Here is an 18,167-nt window from a genome sequence, read left to right as displayed (position 1 = left end):
GATTCTCGGTATGAAAGCTACAACATTTTATAAAAAACAGGCAAATGGGCATGACGATAAAACCTCAGAAACTGAGGCTTTTGAAAGTATTAGATGTTGCTCTTTAGCAGCGCAGTGGCATTCTCATCTGTGGCTTTCCGAGATGCCCACCACATGCCTTACACCCACAAACTTTGATGCCATAAAGATGTTCCAATATTTCAGGCATTTCCATGTCACGAAGCTTTGAAAGATACTTCTTACATCCAAGTAAATTTCTGCAAAGGGTGAGCTTCTGGCTTTTAGTACGGGAACATAGCAGTCCGTAGTGCCTGATGCGGACAAAACGCCTTGGTGGTACATGCATGAGAAACCGCCGGACAAACTCTACACCCGAAATGGTCAGTTCCTTCCACTGTCCCTCATTACGGTAATCCTTTACTAAGAATGTAACTGTATCATCATCCATACGGACGGTGCGATGATTGCTGACGGCAATGCGATGAGTATACTTACCAAGGTATTTCATTACTGTTTGAGCACCATTGAATGTCTTTTTACAATGAGGAATCCAGTCCATACCATAACAGGAATCTAAAAGCTCCTTGAACGTATAATGGTTACGAAATTTTTCTGCAGTACCATGAAATACCAGCTTATCCTCTTCCCACAGCCTCTTTAGTTCCTCCAGATATTTTCCGCGGAACACTTTGGAGATGACCCAGATGGGAAGAAAGAAATTTTCACCATTGTCCTTCCACTGGTTGTTGGAAGCCAGTCCTCCACCCAGCAGGATGGCATGAATGTGGGGATGAAAGTTCATTTCAGAACCCCATGTATGTAAAATGCAGATGTATCCCACCTTTGCGCCGAGATGTTTTGGGTCGGCGCAGTCAGTTCGCTGATTGTGGAAGAAGCTGCATGGTATAAGGCATCATAAAGAAGTCTCTGGTTGCTGTAAATGACAGGGTTTAAAATATCAGGAACCGTAAAAACCAGATGGAAATAAGGAGCATCAAGGATATCCTCTCTGCGTGCATCCATCCACATTTCTTTCGGAACAGCCTGACACATGGGGCAGCAACGGTTACGGCAGGAATTGTAATGAATCTGTACGAAGCCACAATCCTCACATACACATACATTTGCACCATAGGCACCGGTCTTGCAGTTCATGATGTTATGTGCAACCTTTGCCTGTACAGGGGAAGGTGAATATTGATCAAGGTATGCCGGATAAAAACGATGAAAAATATCCTGTACTGTGGGCTTATCCATTGGCTGTACCATCCTTTCTGTCAAAAGGACTGCGGATGCCCATAAGGGATTTGTTGCTGACATGAAGATAAACTTCTGTGAATTTCGGATCGCGGTGTCCAAGCAATACCTGAATATTCCGCTGTTCCACTCCCTGCTCCATAAGGTGGGTGGCAAAGCTGTGACGGAGGCAGTGAGGAGTAACACCGGATAACCCGGCAGCCGATGCAGAACGTCGGATAACCTGTTCCAGTGTACTTACGGTAAGATACTGCCCTGTAAACTGATTCGGAAACAGAATGCCCTTTGGTCTGCCTTTCCGGAACCAGTATTCCGTAAGAAGTGCAAGGTTTCTTTCAGACAGAATGGTATAACGGTCCATCCGGTTCTTGGTATCCCGGACATGAATCTGCATGTTTGTGCGGGAAATATCATCATAATGAAGATGAATCACTTCCGAGACACGCATTCCGGAAGAATACATTGTGGCGAACATGGCTTTATATTTCAGGTCATCCGTAGCATCAAGAAGCCGGTCAATTTCATCAGTAGAAAGTACGGTTGGGAGTTTGTGCTCTATTATCATGCGTGGAACAGTGATATCATCCCACAGAACGTGAAGTACATTCCGATAGAAAAAACGGATGGCTGAATTATAAAGGTTGAGGGTGGTCGCTTTCAGACCATCGTCCTTCTTGGCAAGAAGAAAGTCCCTGACATCCTGACAGGTAAACTCTTCCGTGTGCTTTTCCATGTAATTAAGGAAATAAGAAACATAGTTTTTGTAGCAGTTAATGGAACGCTCTTTAAGGTTACGGATTTTTCCGGCTTCCTCAAGCTGTAATAAATATTTTTCGTACATAATAATTCCTCCATGTAAAGTCAGTAATTTCGGGTATCACTGCTTACATGGAGGTGCATTGGAATAATAAAACCGCTTGCTAAAAGAACGGTTAGGTGTTAATCTTTTCATAGGCAGTGGTAATGTCGATCCTGTTTGATTGTTGGTTGTGGTGACTTAACAATACTACTATTAGGACTTGGTTTCCACTGCTTTTTTATTTAGGAAAAGAAAAACTGCGCCACAGCCTTGGCAGGCCATCGCGCAGCGATTTTGTTCAATGAGAATTTGTCCGCTCCTTTATATAAAATAATTCCATTTTTCAGAACTACTAACTATTTTTCTTATCTAAATGACATTGATTATCTAATTAACTACATTATTTTCTGTCTAAAATATCCATAAATTCGTCACCTGTAATTGTTTCCTTCTCATACAGGTACATAGCCAGTTCGTCCAGTTTTTCCCTGTTTTCAGCAAGGATTTTTCTTGCTTTTTCATGCTCTGCTTTTACGAGCTGCACGACTTTTTCATCAATTTCCTTCTGTGTATCTGCAGAACAGGAAAGAGACGTATCGCCGCCAAGATACTGGTTGGTCACGTTTTCCATTGCCACCATGTCGAATTCATCTGTCATGCCGTAGCGGGTGATCATCGCTCTTGCAATTTTTGTTGCCTGTTCGATATCATTGGAGGCTCCAGTCGTGATCTCACCAAATACGATCTCCTCTGCCGCACGTCCGCCTGTAAATGTAGCAATCTTATTCTCAAGTTCTTTTTTCGTCATCAGATATTTATCACCCTGCTCAACCTGCATAGTGTAGCCGAGTGCACCTGAGGTACGCGGGATGATCGTAATCTTCTGGACCGGAGCTGAATGACTCTGTAATGCAGCTACCAGAGCGTGTCCTATCTCATGATATGCAACAACCTTCTTCTCTTGATCTGAAAGAACCGCATTCTTCTTCTGATATCCTGCAATAACCACTTCTATACTTTCTTCGAGATCAGATTCATTTACAACGGTCCTTCCACTACGGACAGCACGTAATGCTGCTTCATTTATAATATTGGCAAGCTCCGCACCGGATGCCCCCGATGCCATACGTGCAATCGTATGCAGGTCAACATCATCAGATGCTTTTATCTTCTTTGCATGAACCTTTAAAATTGCTTCACGGCCTGCAAGATCCGGCAGTTCAACCGGCACACGTCTGTCAAAACGTCCCGGACGTGTAAGTGCCGGATCTAACGACTCCGGACGGTTCGTTGCAGCAAGAATGATGACACCATTATTTCCTTCAAATCCGTCCATCTCTGTAAGAAGCTGGTTTAAGGTCTGCTCCCTCTCATCATTTCCGCCCATTTGTCCGTCACGCTTTTTACCAATGGCATCAATTTCATCAATAAACACGATACATGGTGCCTTTTCCTTTGCCTGTCCGAAAAGATCTCGAACTTTGGAAGCTCCCATACCGACAAACATCTCAACAAATTCTGATCCGGACATTGAGAAAAATGGTACATTTGATTCACCCGCCACTGCTTTTGCAAGCATTGTTTTGCCGGTTCCCGGAGGTCCTACAAGAAGGACACCTTTTGGCATAGACGCACCTACATCGGTATACTTCTTCGGATTGTGAAGATAATCAACAATCTCTGAAAGGTTTTCTTTCGCCTCATCTTCTCCTGCAACGTCTGAAAAACGGATTCCCTCACTGGATTGCACATAAATCTTCGCATTGCTTTTTCCCATTCCAAAAGCCATCGAATTTTTTCCTCCGGCATGCTCCATCAGTTTCTTCGCCATATAATTTCCCAGTGCGATAAAAAGGATCAATGGCAAAACCCCGGTCAGCAGGAAGCTGATGATCGGTGACATCTGCTTATCGATATCTTTTGCGAATACTGCTCCACATTCATATAGCCTGTCCGTCAGGTTTGGATCGTTCATCAGACCTGTTTTATAAATATTTTTTTGATCTTTATCTGTAAAGATGATCTGATTGTCATTAACTTCTACTTCACCAATATTCTTCTTCTCGATCATGCTCATAAAAGTGCCATAATCCGTTTCCTTCACCTGATGCTCCATAAGGATTGGTGTGACAACCAGATTAAATACGATCAGCACTATTAACACAATCCCATAATAATATGCCAGTGGTTTTTTCGGTGTTTTAACTTCTTTCATGGTCTTTCCTCCTGTTGTTCTGCGTTATGCTTTCTCCGTGCATTTTCGTATTATTTATTCTGCCATCTGACTTCGCCCTTGGACAGAAGCGGATAACAGATCAGCTGATCTGAATCCAGATTTTCCGCATGCATGTCAACCGCTGTGATCTGATGATTATCATAAGTCGTATAATAATAAATACCTTTTGCTGTATTACAACAGGACGTGTATATCGTGATCTCATATTTGCCTTCTGTCACCTCACAGCATCCACGCTGCTGATCTACGGATCCTAAGATATGGAAGAACTGGCTTACACTCTCATCCTCTTCTTCACCGGAGATCGAATTTAATTTTGTAAAGGCAACTTTCACAAATCTTGACTGGCTGGAAAGATCTCCAGGTATTCCCATTCCCCCCATTCCTCTGCTATATGCATCAAGCTGTAATACTCCTGCAAAAGTACTCTCCGGCTGTTTTCTGGATACTCCGGCATAATTATTCAGTGCAAACATCTGACCCGGGAATGGTGGATTATTGGTAAGCACTCCTACCGGATTATCATATACATGCAGCCCATCCTTCATAGACTCAACAACGATACAGGAGTCTTTGTCTGCAATGATCCAGTGAAGCTGTGCTGTCGGCAGCTGTTCACTGAATGCTGTGCCTGTCAGTCTCATTGCTGCCAACTTCTCTCTCGCCTCGGCTACAGTAGCACACTGTGTAAGGATCCATGGGATGAACTCGAACTGTGCCACCTGGCTGACTTCTGTTTCATCTTCCGGCAAAGCCTCTTCATATGCCGCATTGCCGACAAAATTAAGACCTGCCATTCCAAGGCCTTTTTCATTAACAGCATCATAATAAAGCGGATAACCTCCTGCAACAAATGCCATTCCGATCAAAGCATAATGGCTTTTTATCTTCCCGGCAAACCGGAAATCAAATTCGTAATTTCTTGGCGTTATCGTGATCTGTTCCCCATAGGAAAATTCATAATCAAGCGTTCTGCCCATATAAAAATCTTTTGTTTTGTAAGTTGCTGCTGTACACATATCGAACACCTCTTCTTTCTGCTATAATAGTCCTGCAAACAATCGCATAAACAACTGTCCGAGCCGTAAATATGCACTCCGTCCTGTGCGGTACTTTTCGGTCACTTCCCTGCATTCATTCATGGTTGCTCCCAGATCATCTCTTATATCCAAAACTGTCTGACTATCCGCCATAAAACAACCATTTTCAAAGTGGTGATAAAGCAATGCCATTCAGTTAAGCATCATTTTAGTGGTTTTCTGTCATAGAAAGCCACTGTTTTTATACCTAAAAACTTTAAAAATATTACAAAAAACAGTTGACAAGTAAGCCAATATATGTTGCGCAAGCCTTGATTATAAACATATTTCAAGGAGGCTCATTATGGCTGATTTTTTCTTATCTAATTTAAAATCCACACTCGACAACTGCATCACAGAACTCGATGAAATTCACTCCATGTTCTGCCGTAATCCGGAAAGTGATTTTACTAGGAACCGCAAACTTTCTTTCCGCGAGTATATTCAGTTTATGCTCCAGATGCAGAGTAAATCCGTTTCAAATGCAGTAAACATATGCAGGGCATATCTCAAACACGATGGTAACGAAACAGAGTCCATGCTTCTCATACAAAAGTATCTGACACCTGTCAAGTACAATCGAAAATATCCTATCCACCTCCGTCCAAAGAGAAATAGGGATTTCATGTATCGGGTTGCATAAATCTCGTTACCATTATACTGCATTATAAGGCAGATAAGCAATCTGTCTTTTTGTCATAAAAAACCTTATCTAAATGACATTGAATGATTTATTTTCTATCTAAAATTTTATTAAACCGACTAAAGACTCCATAGTTTGTGTGTTTGACTTACTGTTTATATCTATCTTCTCCTAAATATTTTCTAGTCATTGCAATATAAAATTGCTTATACAGTCTCTCCCTTAAGAGTCCTGGTATTCTGGATAATATACAGAGCGACCGATATGACCATCATTATAGCGCACAAACTAATCAACAGATCTGATACCATCGGTGTAATTTGGAACCATATAATATGCACCGCTGCAGTTCCATATAATAAAAAGGTTACTATCTTTCCATGCCAGTCTGCACCATGTACTTTTCCTGTCTTTCGTATCACAAGACATCCACTGACTACCATATACAGCTCCTTACCTGCCATTATTACGATTAAAAGAAGCATATGCGGAAAACGAGTAAACAGACAGATTAACATCGCTGCCTGTGTCAGCTTATCAGCCACCGGATCAAGTATTTTTCCTAAATTACTAATCCTATGGAATCTTCTTGCGATATATCCATCAGCAAGATCCGTAAGACCAGACAGTAATAAGATTTCACCAGCTAACAGAGGATTTTTCTTTACACAATAACTCCATATAATTACCGGAATCAGACAAAGCCGAAAAAAAGAAAGAAGATTAGGAACCGTAATAATTCTATTCAAATTTTCTTCCTGATTCACTTCACTCTGCATGTACGGTCACATCACTTTCCTTTTTTTTAGACATAAACCAATAAAATATAACACAAAATGCTAAAGCAAACACAACACCAAAAACATTTTGAATCACTCTAAGACTAACCGCTCCTTGTAGTCCATAAGTCTCTGCAGCAATGGCTAAAGCACCAAATGTGTTAAATACTGCCTGCCAGCCATATTGTGCTGAAAATCCTACACCGATTCCACCAAGAATTCCTATATATGCATAGATTGACGAAGGAAGCAGAAAATATAATACTGTAAAACATATAACACCTGCAATATTTCCGACAATCCTTTTACGGACTCTGTAGTGCATATCTTCCATAAACGGCAAAATCGCGGACATGGCCGCAATACCAGCCCACATTGCACGTGGCATATTACAAAGTTCTGCAATGCAAAGAACGATCGGTACGCATAAAATCTGACATATCTGCCATTTTGTTCTGGAAGAAGTGATATCAAATTCTTGTATCAGATCTTTCAGATTTCTTTTATAAGTTCTGTTTTTATGATTTCGATAAAATACGAAGCAGGTAAGTGCTGCACCTAAAGCCATTCCGACTAATCGCATCTGATAGCTTTTTCCCGTAACATCATAACCATATAGCAGTAGATACCCAAGAACCAATGTAGATTGATTAAACATGAATGGATTATGGCATCCGAACAGAATCAACACAGCCAGTGCCGCAATATTTAACAGCATTCCCAATACCGGTGAAAACTGATTTGCTAAATGCGGACATACAGCCATAATTACAAAGAACAAAGCCAAAAGCATCGTAGATTGTCCGGTATGGATCCCCAGATCCGCATTCCGAAATACCATAAGGCATAATAAAACTACTACACCTACAATGCTGTTCTCATTTCCAAATAAGATACTGAAAATAGTAACAAATAAAAAACAAAATGCCATTGTAACAGCTATCTTTACCAAATATACCAGTATATGATATGATTTTTCTTTCACTGTTTCACTCTTTTTCAACAGATTTTTAGAACCTGCCTGATTTAACTGCAATTCCTGATAAAATGTCATGTAATTCCTCCTCTATCTGTTTTTCTTAAACTTATATGGCCTCATCTTTCTGTATTGGAAGCTCTACAACAAATCTGCATCCACCATATTCCCTGTTTTCTGCCTTGATTGTCCCGCCAGCACTATCTACGATCCGTTTCACAAGTGCAAGGCCGAGACCATTTCCTTCTGCTTTGTGAGAACCGTCTGCCTGATAAAATTTATCAAATATTCTGGTTTTCACATCATCCTCTATTCCCGGTCCTTCATCTTCCAGAGTAAACATTACAGAATCCTTTTCCTGCTTCAGAAACATCATAATTGTCCCCTTTGCAGGACTGAACTTAATCGCATTATCTAAAAGATTTATCCATATATGCATAAAAAGTCCTTCATTCCCAGTATATTTAACTTCCTCCATCTCTACCTGGAAACCAATTTCTTTTTCTGTCCATTTTGTCTCCAGGGAAAGAAATGCCTGACGGATCTGTTCATCCAGACGATATTCTGTTTTTTTCATTGGTATGTTCTGATTCTCTAACTTGGATAACAGCAAAATATTTCCAACCAATCCGGAAAGCCTTTGGGTATTAAACAGGATTTTTTCTACATATTCCTCTTGCTCCTGAGACAGTTCTTCTCCCTGAAGAAGCATTGTATACCCTTCAATGGCATTAATCGGGGTCTTAAACTCATGAGAAACATTAGATACAAAATCCATCTGCAGCACCTCTGTTGCACGAAGCTCTTTTGTCATAACGTTAAAACTTTGATAAGATTCTCCAACTTCTGCTATACGGCTGTTCGTTTCCAAATGCTGTTCAAAATCTCCCCGAGAAACTTCCTTCATTGCTTTACTAAGTCTGGTAATTGGTTCCAGTAACTTTGCATTAATAAAGGAAGTGATCAGCCCTGCAATCAATGTATTGAAAATCAAAAGCCAGCCAAGCACAGGTATGCTGCCCGGCAGATTAAAAAAATGATTCAAAAAAGCAAATAATAAAGCAGATATGACTGTTGAAAATACAAGTGCCAGCCAGATTGCACCAGTCAGACAGGATCGGATCCGCAATCCTTTTTCTTTCTTTTGTTCCATTATTTTTTCACCACCTTGTATCCAATTCCACGCATTGTTACGATTTCAAAATCAGGGTTATCTTTAAAACGATCTCTGATTCTTCCTATATGTACCTCTATCGTATGTGGGTCTGCCTCCGTCTCGTATCCCCATACTTCATCCATCAACTGTTGTTTTGTAAATGTTCTGCCTGGCGAAGCTGCAAGCTTATATAAAAGCAGGAATTCTTTTTTAGGCAAAACAAGACTTTCCTTATCAGTTGTAACCGTCATTGCATCATAATCAAACTCTGTTGAACCGATCACAATTTTGTGTTCATTCAGTATCTGTGCACGGCGAAGCAGTGCTCCGACTCTTAAAACCATTTCATTCACATTTACCGGTTTTACCATATAATCGTCACTTCCCGAAAGAAATCCCTGGCGCATATCATCAAAGGAACCTTTCGCAGTGATCATAAGCACTGGTATCTGATATCCTGCTGAACGAAGTTCTGACACCAGTTCATAGCCATCCATAACCGGCATCATAATATCAGAAATGATCAGATCAATATATTCCTTATCCAATACTTCTAATGCCTGTGCTCCATCCGATGCACTTTTGACCTGATATCCATTCTTCTCAAGCACTTTTTGGAATAGCTGGCTTAATTCTTTATCATCTTCTACAATCAATATTTGAAACACGTTTTCCTTCCTCCTTATTAAAACAGATACCTTGCCCATCCAAGCAGATGCTGTACCAAAAATATTTTTCTCTGACGTTTCTTTGTTAATTCGATTGGCTCTACATGATATGGATCACGATAGGTTCCATCTTCCAATACCTGGCGGGACACTCTTTCATATTCCATCATGCCCTCTTCCAACTGTTTATTAATATCTTTACTGCGAATTACAAGCATCTGTTCCGTATCCAGATATGCACTTCTCATGTCCATATTAAAGGAACCGATTACAGACAGATCATCGTCAATCAGAATACTTTTTCCGTGGTATGAATAACCGCCTTCATATTCCCAGATATTAATTCCTGTACTTAAGATTCTGTTTCTGTTTTTCGCATAATCGGCAGCCCCAAATGGGTTCCCATTATTCGCAACTGAATTTGTCATGATAGAAAAATCTGAAACGTTCTCTGCAATCTCCTCCCATGTATTATACATCATATCATTACAGATAATATATGGCGTGTGGATCTTCACACGATTTTTTGCATTTTTCATCAATTCTCCCAACTGATACCACACTACTGGTTCTTTGGAACCTGTGCGAATAGGATTTGACACTAATGCAATCTTTTCTGTCTCAAAAGTTTCGTCCGTGTAATCGGTATCGCAGATTCTTTCCTTATTCTCTTCAAAATATTTCTGATAGCCGTTCTGCAGCTCTAAAACTGCGTTCTTTACAGATTTTCTATTTGCCAGTTTTTTATTGTCATGAAAATAACCACTGTCTTCTTGTTCCCATATCGTTTCAAAATACTCTAACAACTGGTTAACTGAATTTTCTTTCTCAGGTTCATCGCAAACCACTAACACGTCTCTGTCATAGTTCTTATGTCCCGGAAAATCACCCAGGAAATAATTGTATGTATTTCTTCCCCCAAGAATATATCTCTTTCCATCTGCAATCAAATATTTATCATGCATTCTACCCATCATCTTCCATGGTTTCAACGGATTGGCCTTATTATACAGTTTAATTTCAACATTCTCATGGGAAGATAATCCATAGAAATACGGATTTCCTTCCATATCAATCCAGCTCTCCATTCCATCTACTAACAGACGAATATGTACACCTCTGTCTGCCGCATCATGCAGTGCTCCTAAAATCAATTTTCCACTTTCATCGGATTGAAATGCAAAAGTAGAAAGAATAATTTCCTTTTTTGCATTCTTGATCAAACGCACTCTTTGTAAAAGCGCTTCTGGATTCTTTTCTATGATTACTGCCCGTTCTGTATTTTCACTGCATTCGTTCCATGACCCATTTTTTGTTTCTTTTTTGGTTGTATTGGACACTTCCGGCTGCTTTTTATATGCAACGCAGATTCCGAGCAATTCATAAAAAGCCATACATAAAAAAATTGCCAGTATAACAAGAAGGATTTTACATATTTTATACTTTTTCATTGTACATTACCTGATTCCTTTTTATTTCATACTGATACAATACAAAGTCAATCTCAATTTAACCTCAACAAAATTTATTTTTCATAAAAAAATATGACAGGCTTCTTTTTAAAGAAACAGTCATATTTTTATTCTAATATATGAAGGAGCTTTTCTTACTCCGTTGTATTAATCACTATTTTATTTCTTCCATAAGCTGTCGGATTTTTCTCAATGTACACCGTGTAACTTCCAGGTCATCTTCTTGTATATTCGATATGATTTTTTCATAAGCTTCTATCATTTTTTCTTTCTGACAATTACTTAATTCAATTGCCTTGTTCGTCAAAACAAGGTACGTTCTTTCTTTTTTTTCATCTAATTTCCAGATAATATATCCTTTATTTTCAAGACTTTTTACCATCTTAGATGTTTCTGGAATCGATAATTTCATGTATTCTGCCACTTCTGAAAGATATACTCCTTCATGACAGTCTGATTTTTCAACACATTCCTTTATACTATAAAGGAACAAATAATCTGTTCTTTCGACAAATTCAAATATACTTTCAACATTGATGCTCTTTAAAAAAAACTCCTCTGCACTGGTTCCTGCTCCCATATTATCGTTCCTCTCTTTCTATATATTCTTTTTTGCTGACTAGACTCTTATATGCCGGGCGAATGATCTTATCTGTAGTTATCAATTCTTCCAGGCGATGTGCACTCCAACCAGCAATTCTTGCTATCGCAAATAATGGCGTGTACAATTCTCTTGGAATATTCAACATGTCATACACAAAACCACTATAGAAATCTATATTAGGACTTACTCCTTTGAATATCTGACGCTGCTTTGCAATCAACTTAGGTGCAATCTTCTCAATATTGTTATAAAGGGTCATATCTTTCTCACGTCCTTTATCCCTTGCGAGTTGTTCTACAAAGCCTTTGAACACCCTTTCTCTCGGATCTGAAATAGAATATACAGCATGTCCCATTCCATAAATAAGTCCTTTCTGATCAAACGCCTCTTTCTTCAAAATCTTACTCAGATATGATGCAATTTCCTCTTCGTCTTCATAATCTTTCACATGACTTTTAATATCATCCATCATATTCATTACCATCAGATTTGCACCGCCATGTTTTTTTCCTTTTAAGGATGACATTGCTGCTGAAATAACAGAATAAGTATCTGAACCTGAAGATGTTACTACCCGTGTAGTGAATGTAGAATTGTTACCACCACCATGTTCCATATGTAACAATAATGCTATATCCAGTACTCTTGCTTCCAGTTCTGTGAATTTTGTATCTGGTCTTAATAGGCGCAGGAAATTTTCAGCAATAGATAAATCTTTTTCAGGTCTATGAATATACATACTTTCGTTTTTTTCATAATGACAATAAGCATGGTATGCATATACTGCTAACATAGGAAATGCCGCGATCAACTGCATACTCTGCCTTAGCACATTCGGAATTTCAAGACTTTCTTTCTCCTTATCGTAAGAGCCCAATGTAAGAATACTTCGAGTCATAGAACCCATAATATCTGATGTAGGTGCTTTCATAATGACATCTCTGGTAAAGTTAGTCGGTAGTTCCATACAATCAGATAGTCCTCCCTGAAATTCCATTAACTGTGTATCAGTTGGCAATTCTCCGAATAAAAGAAGATATGCTCCTTCTTCAAAGACAAACCTTTTTCCTTTACTTCCTGTTACTAAATCTTTTATATTATAACCACGATAAGATAACTCGCCATCACATGGACTCTTTACTCCATCACGATATTCAAAAGCTTTTATATCAGAAATATTTGTAAGCCCCGTCAACACACCTTGGCCTTTTTCATCTCGTAAGCCTCTTTTTACACCATACTCTGAATACAGATTCTTACTAATGCTATCATTTTGTTCACAAAAAATTGCTTGCTGTTTCATATAATTTTCCAAATTGCTCATTTGAATCGCTCCTTTCATTCTGTTACGAACTTACATACTATACTCAGATATTCTTGTTTCCAGAGCATTCAGCATTGTCTGTTCTTTTTCTTTTTCTTATTCTTATTCATTAGCAATACAATACAATGGAAAACTCAATTTAACCTCAACAAGGTTTGTTTTTTCATCCATGCAAAATCTTCTTTGTACAACAGACTGTTAGATATAGCAAAAACGGCCTTTCAAAAACAGTTAACTTCTAAATCAACTGTTTTTTGAAAGGTCGTTTCATCAGATTCTTATAGCAATCCAGCAAATAATCTCATAAATAATTGTCCCAGTCGCAAATATGCACTTCGTCCGGTTTGATATTGGTCTGTCACATCACGACATTCTCCCATCGTTCTTATCAGATCATTTTTTATTTCCACAACTGCCTGACAATCTGCCATAAAACAGCCGTTTTCAAAATGGTGATATAAACTTCGATAATCCAGATTAATTGTTCCACAAGTTGCCATACAGTCATCTGCCACACTCATTTTTGCATGACAGAAACCAGGAGTCCACTCATAAACACGAACACCATGTTTAACTAATCCATGATAAAAAGAACGAGTTATATTATAAATGAATTTTTTATCAGGGATACCAGGTGTGATAATTCTTACGTCTACCCCTCGCTTAGCAGCCAGACATAACGCATGCGTCATTTCATCTGTTATGATTAGATATGGAGTCATAAACCAACAATATTTTTCAGCTTTATTTATCATACTGATATAAACTTCTTCTCCTACTTGCTCATTATCCATAGGGCTGTCTGCATAAGGTTGAACAAACCCAGTTTGCTGTGCCGCATAATCATATTGGAAAAGGTATTTACTAAAATCAGAATCATTAGCATCCTTATCACTTACTGCATTCCACATTTCCAAAAATGTCACCGTAAGCGACTGAACAGCATCTCCTTCTAAACGAATACCTGTATCTTTCCACTGTCCATACGGGTGTGTGTAATTAAAATATTCGTTTGCTAGATTATATCCACCTGTAAATCCGACTTTTCCATCAATAACTGTTATTTTTCTATGATCACGATTGTTCAAAAACAGATTTAAACCTGGCATAAACGGATTGAATACACGGCAATGAATTCCTATTGCCTCCATCTTTTTCACAAAATCTGTGTTAATAAAGCCTATAGAACCCATATCATCGTAGAATACTCTAACTTCCACACCTGCTTTTACTCGCTCTTCCAGAACATCTTGAATCTTATGCCATGCTTCAGCGTCTTCTATCGCATGATATTCCATAAAGATAAACTTCTGTGCTTTCTCCAAATCCTTAAGCTGTGCCTCTAATCCTTTCACTGCTTCATCAAAATACACAATATCCGTATTCTGATAGATTGGATACTGCGAATTTCTTTGTATGTAACTTGCTATATTTCCTGCTTTCGGAATTGTTTCTTTTATTCTGCTCAAACACTCCTGACTGTCCGGAAGCATTGGTAACAATTTGCTATCAATTTCTGCATATCGCTCACGCATTTTATGTGTGCCACCATTCAAACCAATCAACAAATACAGGCCTACACCCATAATTGGGAAAATTAGAATTAAGATGACCCAAGGCATTTTCATAGAGGATGTCTTATTTGATGCGTACAATCCCAAAACCAAGATCCCACTCAAAATCCTTGTAAATAAATTTATGATTTCTGCATATTCATTCAAGCGTGTTACGATAGTAATAATAAAAATCACTTCCAGAAGAATGCAGATTATGGAAAAACACAGCCGTTTTACCCCATTTTTTGTTTTTGCTTTGCCCTCTAAAGTATCTTGTTTCATATATATTCCACCTTCCTATTTGCTCAGTTTTCTCCCTAAATTTCGTGGAACATACCAATTTTGTCTTTTATTCTCTGCATTTCATTATCTGCTTCAATGATAGCTCTTGCAGAATGAAGTAATTCTTCACTTATCTCATCATAGCCAGGCATTTCTTCAATTCCTTTTTTATAGCGAAGTTGATGTTCCAATGTTGCCCAGAAATCCATACCATTGGTTCGAATCTGTAATTCTACACGCATAGGTGTTTTACCCTTAGCAAAAAATACTGGTATTTCAACAATCATATGATAGCTTCGATAACCATTCGATTTTGGATTTTTTATATAATCTTTTATTTCAATAACTTTAATATCATCCTGTTGGGTAATCAAATCTGATATCATATAAATATCGTCAATAAACGCACAAACTATTCGAACGCCTGCTACATCATTGAGATATGTCTGTATATTTTCTGTTGTAAATTCATATCCCATCTTCTGCAGTTTATCGTAAATACTATTGGGCTGCTTAATTCTTGTTTTTATAAAAGAAATAGGATTTCGATTGTTCTCAACTGAAAATTCATCATCCAAAACCTCAAGTTTAGTTTGTATCTCCCGAATAGCACAACGATACATCATCATTAAATTATAAAATTTTGTAGCATTATTTAAAAACTGTAGTGATTCCGGACTAGCCATCCTGAGTTTTTTTACTTCATCTTTTGTCATGAAACTTTCCTTTCTACCTCATCCCTGATTTCAAAACATTATTTATTTTGATAGTTGATTCGTTCTCCTTGAATTACTGGATAACAAATCATTTTATCACTATCCAGATTTTCTACATGCATATCTACTGCACTGATCTGATGGTTTTCATAAGTATTGTAATAATAAATACCTTTTGTAACATTACAACACGACGTATACAATGTGATTTCATATTTTCCATCCGCTACTTCGCAACATCCTCGTTGCTGATCCACAGATCCGAGAATGTGGAAGAATTGGCTAACGCTTTCTTCCTCTGATTCACCTGAAATTGCATTTACCTTTGTAAAAGCTACACGTACAAAGCGAGAGGAAGATGAGAGATCTCCCGGAAGACCTAATCCTCCCATACCTCTACTATATGCATCAAGAGCCAAATTTTCGCAGAAAGTATTTCTGAGCTGTTTAGGAGATAAATACATATAATTATTTAGTTGAAACATCTGCTGTGGAAATGGCGGATTATTCGTAAGCACTCCTACTGGATTGTCATAAATATGCAAACCATCTGACATAGATTCTACCGTAATTGACTCATTCTCATCAGAAATGATCCAGTGTAATTGTGCTAATGGTAATTGCTCGCTGAAAGGAGTATTAACAATATTAATTCGTTCAAGAAGCTCGCGAACTTCAACTAAAGAAGAACACTGACTTAAAATCCACGGAATAAATTCAAACTGTGCAATATTTTCCACATCTGGCTTAATCGCGGCATAAACAGCATTTCCGACAAAATTCAGTCCTGCCATTGCCACTCCTTTTTCATTCATAGCATCATAATACAAAGGATAATCTTCTGCAACATGAGCCATTCCAATAATTGCATAATGATTTTTCATATCGCCAACATGGCGAAAATTAAACGCATAATTACGTGGTGTAATTACTATCTGATCACCATAAGAGAATTCATAATCGAGGGTTCGTCCAAAGTAAAAATCTTTTGTTTTATAAGTTGCTGCTGTACACATGATCGTTTATCCTCCTAAATAGATTGAAATATGTCAATGAGTTTTTTTCTTGAACAATATTATAGCACAATTCTTTTATTTTGTTCCAACTTCATACATGATCATAACATGTAAACTTTAAACTATTTTCCTAGATTATTTCTCCATCAGTTTTTCAAACCAGGTATCCATAGCTAGGATGAATTGACCTACTGGTATATAGCCATTTCTTTGAAAGCCCTCTGAAAGGCCACCTGCACCAGCAAATATATCAATATATGAAAATGCCATTGTAATGGCCCTCCTTCAATAAAACAATTATGCCAAGTTTAATTTATCCTTTTTTCTTGATATCTATCATTTCACAAACATACGTATACTTTAAAAACTTAGTTCAGCAAGAGAATGAACTTACCGAATTATTTTTGTATTTAATGCCTGAGAGCTAAGAATAGCAGGGACAGGCAGTGTATATACACTGCCGGGCATTCGCCTCAAAAGCGGGACCCTCCCCACTTTTGGAAACGAAAGCTTGTAAAACATAAAAAGCTTTCAAATAACCGTATTATAGAGATCGATAACTGTTCACCGCTTGAAATACGGAAACTCCAGAACAATCTCACGATGATCGCAGACAACGAGGGAATCGAATTCGTTTACGGAAAAGGAAAAAGAAAACCTGCACTTCAACAGCTGCATGAGGAACTGGAACAATGCGGAAAACGACTGATGGAATATAAAGAATGCTTTGAGATCATGGGAAAAGACAGAAACAGTTATTCCAAAACAGATCTGGAAGCGACTTTTATGCGTATGAAAGAAGATCACATGCTGAACGGACAGTTAAAGCCAGCATATAATGTTCAGATCGCGGTAGAGAATTATTATATCGTACATGGATATGTAAGCAGCGACCGCACCGATTATAATACCCTGATCCCGGTCCTTGAAAAACATAAGAATGCTTTCGGGAGTATTCTGGAAGAAGTAACTGCGGACAGCGGGTACTGTAGTGAAAAAAATCTGCTTTATTTAAAACGGAATGAAATATCCAGTTATATAAAACTGCAGGATCATGAAAAGCGAAAAACACGCGCTTATTCAGAAGATATCAGTAAATATTACAACATGAGGACAGGGATCTTTGAAGATGAACAGTTCTATATCTGCCATGACGGACGTGAACTGCGGCATCTCAGGATAGAGAGCAAAGAGCAGGATGGATATACACAGACCTTTGAGGTATATGGTTGTGCAGACTGCAGCGGATGTGAACATAAAGCGCGTTGTCTGTATAAGTATGATGCGGAAAAAGATGCCGAAAAGAACAAAGTCATGAAGATCAATGAACAATGGGAGAAACTGAAAGAAAGATCGCATGCCAATATCCAGAGTGAACGCGGGATCCTGAAACGCCAGACACGTTCCATTCAGACGGAAGGACATTTTGGAGATATCAAGGAAAATGAGAACTTCCGGCGTTTTAATTACCGTTCGGCAGATAAGGTATATAAAGAATTCATGCTGTATGCTATTGGAAGAAATATAAATAAATATCATCGTTTTTATACGAAAAACTGAGAAAATTTGAAGGAAAAACTGCCTAGAAAAAAATGCGGCTGAAA

16 protein-coding genes and 2 pseudogenes are annotated in these 18,167 nt (G+C 38.3%); 2 read left to right on the top strand and 16 right to left on the bottom strand.

The annotated features are described in order from the left end of the window. Nucleotides 1-103 precede the first annotated feature (103 nt). From DW650_RS20615 to DW650_RS08205, 5 genes and pseudogenes are all read right to left on the bottom strand, one after another. Nucleotides 104-1,257 (bottom strand): annotated as a pseudogene (locus DW650_RS20615) (IS91 family transposase). Then, nucleotides 1,250-2,098 (bottom strand): tyrosine-type recombinase/integrase, encoded by an 849-nt coding sequence (locus tag DW650_RS08220; RefSeq protein ID WP_118209601.1) that lies wholly within the window; start codon nucleotides 2,096-2,098, stop codon nucleotides 1,250-1,252. Before DW650_RS08220 ends, DW650_RS20615 begins: the two are co-directional and overlap by 8 nt. A gap of 358 nt (nucleotides 2,099-2,456) precedes the next feature. Next, nucleotides 2,457-4,271, bottom strand: coding sequence for an ATP-dependent zinc metalloprotease FtsH (gene ftsH / locus DW650_RS08215; RefSeq protein WP_118209600.1), 1,815 nt, complete (start codon nucleotides 4,269-4,271; stop codon nucleotides 2,457-2,459). A gap of 50 nt (nucleotides 4,272-4,321) precedes the next feature. Continuing rightward, on the bottom strand, nucleotides 4,322-5,311 hold the full coding sequence (gene bsh, locus DW650_RS08210) for a choloylglycine hydrolase (RefSeq protein ID WP_118209599.1): 990 nt from the start codon (nucleotides 5,309-5,311) through the stop codon (nucleotides 4,322-4,324). Nucleotides 5,312-5,332: 21 nt separating this feature from the next. Further along, nucleotides 5,333-5,524, bottom strand: coding sequence for a hypothetical protein (locus DW650_RS08205; protein WP_117482452.1), 192 nt, complete (start codon nucleotides 5,522-5,524; stop codon nucleotides 5,333-5,335). Nucleotides 5,525-5,675: 151 nt separating this feature from the next. Here DW650_RS08205 and DW650_RS08200 point away from each other — a divergent pair, with 151 nt between their 5' ends. Next, nucleotides 5,676-6,014: a hypothetical protein gene (locus DW650_RS08200; protein ID WP_007887600.1), complete on the top strand. Its 339-nt coding sequence runs from the start codon at nucleotides 5,676-5,678 to the stop codon at nucleotides 6,012-6,014. A gap of 206 nt (nucleotides 6,015-6,220) precedes the next feature. On the opposite strand, the gene DW650_RS08195 is transcribed toward DW650_RS08200, so the two are convergent. The 11 genes from DW650_RS08195 to DW650_RS19725 form a co-directional block, all read right to left on the bottom strand. Then, nucleotides 6,221-6,793 (bottom strand): CDP-alcohol phosphatidyltransferase family protein, encoded by a 573-nt coding sequence (locus tag DW650_RS08195; RefSeq protein ID WP_118209598.1) that lies wholly within the window; start codon nucleotides 6,791-6,793, stop codon nucleotides 6,221-6,223. Continuing rightward, on the bottom strand, nucleotides 6,783-7,847 hold the full coding sequence (locus DW650_RS08190; RefSeq protein WP_118209597.1) for an FUSC family protein: 1,065 nt from the start codon (nucleotides 7,845-7,847) through the stop codon (nucleotides 6,783-6,785). Before DW650_RS08190 ends, DW650_RS08195 begins: the two co-directional genes overlap by 11 nt. A 31-nt stretch (nucleotides 7,848-7,878) precedes the next feature. After that, nucleotides 7,879-8,922, bottom strand: a complete 1,044-nt coding sequence (locus tag DW650_RS08185; RefSeq protein WP_118209596.1) for a HAMP domain-containing sensor histidine kinase — start codon at nucleotides 8,920-8,922, stop codon at nucleotides 7,879-7,881. After that, complete coding sequence (locus DW650_RS08180) at nucleotides 8,922-9,632, bottom strand: response regulator transcription factor (protein ID WP_118209595.1); 711 nt, start codon at nucleotides 9,630-9,632, stop codon at nucleotides 8,922-8,924. Before DW650_RS08180 ends, DW650_RS08185 begins: the two co-directional genes overlap by 1 nt. Continuing rightward, on the bottom strand, nucleotides 9,611-11,044 hold the full coding sequence (locus DW650_RS08175) for a phospholipase D family protein (protein ID WP_118209594.1): 1,434 nt from the start codon (nucleotides 11,042-11,044) through the stop codon (nucleotides 9,611-9,613). The genes DW650_RS08180 and DW650_RS08175 overlap by 22 nt, the downstream gene beginning before the upstream one ends. Nucleotides 11,045-11,219: 175 nt before the next feature. Beyond that, complete coding sequence (locus DW650_RS08170) at nucleotides 11,220-11,645, bottom strand: MarR family winged helix-turn-helix transcriptional regulator (protein ID WP_005360235.1); 426 nt, start codon at nucleotides 11,643-11,645, stop codon at nucleotides 11,220-11,222. Nucleotide 11,646: 1 nt separating this feature from the next. Then, entirely contained in the window at nucleotides 11,647-13,011 is a 1,365-nt protein-coding gene (locus DW650_RS08165; protein WP_199654226.1) for a citrate/2-methylcitrate synthase, read from the bottom strand. Nucleotides 13,012-13,271: 260 nt separating this feature from the next. After that, nucleotides 13,272-14,831 (bottom strand): cardiolipin synthase, encoded by a 1,560-nt coding sequence (gene cls / locus DW650_RS08160; protein ID WP_118209592.1) that lies wholly within the window; start codon nucleotides 14,829-14,831, stop codon nucleotides 13,272-13,274. A 35-nt stretch (nucleotides 14,832-14,866) separates the two neighbouring features. Next, nucleotides 14,867-15,547 (bottom strand): GTP pyrophosphokinase, encoded by a 681-nt coding sequence (locus DW650_RS08155; RefSeq protein ID WP_117525961.1) that lies wholly within the window; start codon nucleotides 15,545-15,547, stop codon nucleotides 14,867-14,869. Between the two features lie 38 nt (nucleotides 15,548-15,585). Beyond that, nucleotides 15,586-16,563 (bottom strand): choloylglycine hydrolase, encoded by a 978-nt coding sequence (gene bsh, locus DW650_RS08150; RefSeq protein ID WP_118209591.1) that lies wholly within the window; start codon nucleotides 16,561-16,563, stop codon nucleotides 15,586-15,588. Nucleotides 16,564-16,698: 135 nt separating this feature from the next. Beyond that, nucleotides 16,699-16,833 (bottom strand): DNA cytosine methyltransferase, encoded by a 135-nt coding sequence (locus DW650_RS19725; RefSeq protein WP_117594046.1) that lies wholly within the window; start codon nucleotides 16,831-16,833, stop codon nucleotides 16,699-16,701. A gap of 231 nt (nucleotides 16,834-17,064) precedes the next feature. On the opposite strand from DW650_RS19725, the pseudogene DW650_RS08140 reads away from it, so the two are divergent. Continuing rightward, nucleotides 17,065-18,149, top strand: a pseudogene (locus tag DW650_RS08140) (transposase); the annotation flags it as partial. Nucleotides 18,150-18,167: the final 18 nt, after the last annotated feature.

Source organism: Roseburia sp. AM23-20, from assembly GCF_003470905.1.
In the GTDB taxonomy this organism is placed as follows: domain Bacteria; phylum Bacillota; class Clostridia; order Lachnospirales; family Lachnospiraceae; genus Roseburia; species Roseburia rectibacter.
The sequence above is the reverse complement of the archived record's forward strand: the minus strand, read 5'-3'. Positions and strand labels throughout refer to the sequence as shown.

Excerpts from the sequence above, each read along its gene's own strand:
- DW650_RS08170 (WP_005360235.1), bottom strand. The coding sequence starts at position 11,645 with ATGGGAGCAGGAACCAGTGCAGAGGAGTTTTTTTTAAAGAGCATCAAT.
- DW650_RS19725 (WP_117594046.1), bottom strand. The coding sequence starts at position 16,833 with ATGGCATTTTCATATATTGATATATTTGCTGGTGCAGGTGGCCTTTCA.
- DW650_RS08195 (WP_118209598.1), bottom strand. The coding sequence starts at position 6,793 with ATGCAGAGTGAAGTGAATCAGGAAGAAAATTTGAATAGAATTATTACG.
- DW650_RS08165 (WP_199654226.1), bottom strand. The coding sequence starts at position 13,011 with ATGAAAGGAGCGATTCAAATGAGCAATTTGGAAAATTATATGAAACAG.
- DW650_RS08190 (WP_118209597.1), bottom strand. The coding sequence starts at position 7,847 with ATGACATTTTATCAGGAATTGCAGTTAAATCAGGCAGGTTCTAAAAAT.
- bsh (WP_118209591.1), bottom strand. The coding sequence starts at position 16,563 with ATGTGTACAGCAGCAACTTATAAAACAAAAGATTTTTACTTTGGACGA.
- DW650_RS08220 (WP_118209601.1), bottom strand. The coding sequence starts at position 2,098 with ATGTACGAAAAATATTTATTACAGCTTGAGGAAGCCGGAAAAATCCGT.
- ftsH (WP_118209600.1), bottom strand. The coding sequence starts at position 4,271 with ATGAAAGAAGTTAAAACACCGAAAAAACCACTGGCATATTATTATGGG.
- DW650_RS08180 (WP_118209595.1), bottom strand. The coding sequence starts at position 9,632 with ATGGGCAAGGTATCTGTTTTAATAAGGAGGAAGGAAAACGTGTTTCAA.
- cls (WP_118209592.1), bottom strand. The coding sequence starts at position 14,831 with ATGAAACAAGATACTTTAGAGGGCAAAGCAAAAACAAAAAATGGGGTA.
- DW650_RS08205 (WP_117482452.1), bottom strand. The coding sequence starts at position 5,524 with ATGGCATTGCTTTATCACCACTTTGAAAATGGTTGTTTTATGGCGGAT.
- DW650_RS08155 (WP_117525961.1), bottom strand. The coding sequence starts at position 15,547 with ATGACAAAAGATGAAGTAAAAAAACTCAGGATGGCTAGTCCGGAATCA.
- DW650_RS08175 (WP_118209594.1), bottom strand. The coding sequence starts at position 11,044 with ATGAAAAAGTATAAAATATGTAAAATCCTTCTTGTTATACTGGCAATT.
- DW650_RS08200 (WP_007887600.1), top strand. The coding sequence starts at position 5,676 with ATGGCTGATTTTTTCTTATCTAATTTAAAATCCACACTCGACAACTGC.
- DW650_RS08185 (WP_118209596.1), bottom strand. The coding sequence starts at position 8,922 with ATGGAACAAAAGAAAGAAAAAGGATTGCGGATCCGATCCTGTCTGACT.
- bsh (WP_118209599.1), bottom strand. The coding sequence starts at position 5,311 with ATGTGTACAGCAGCAACTTACAAAACAAAAGATTTTTATATGGGCAGA.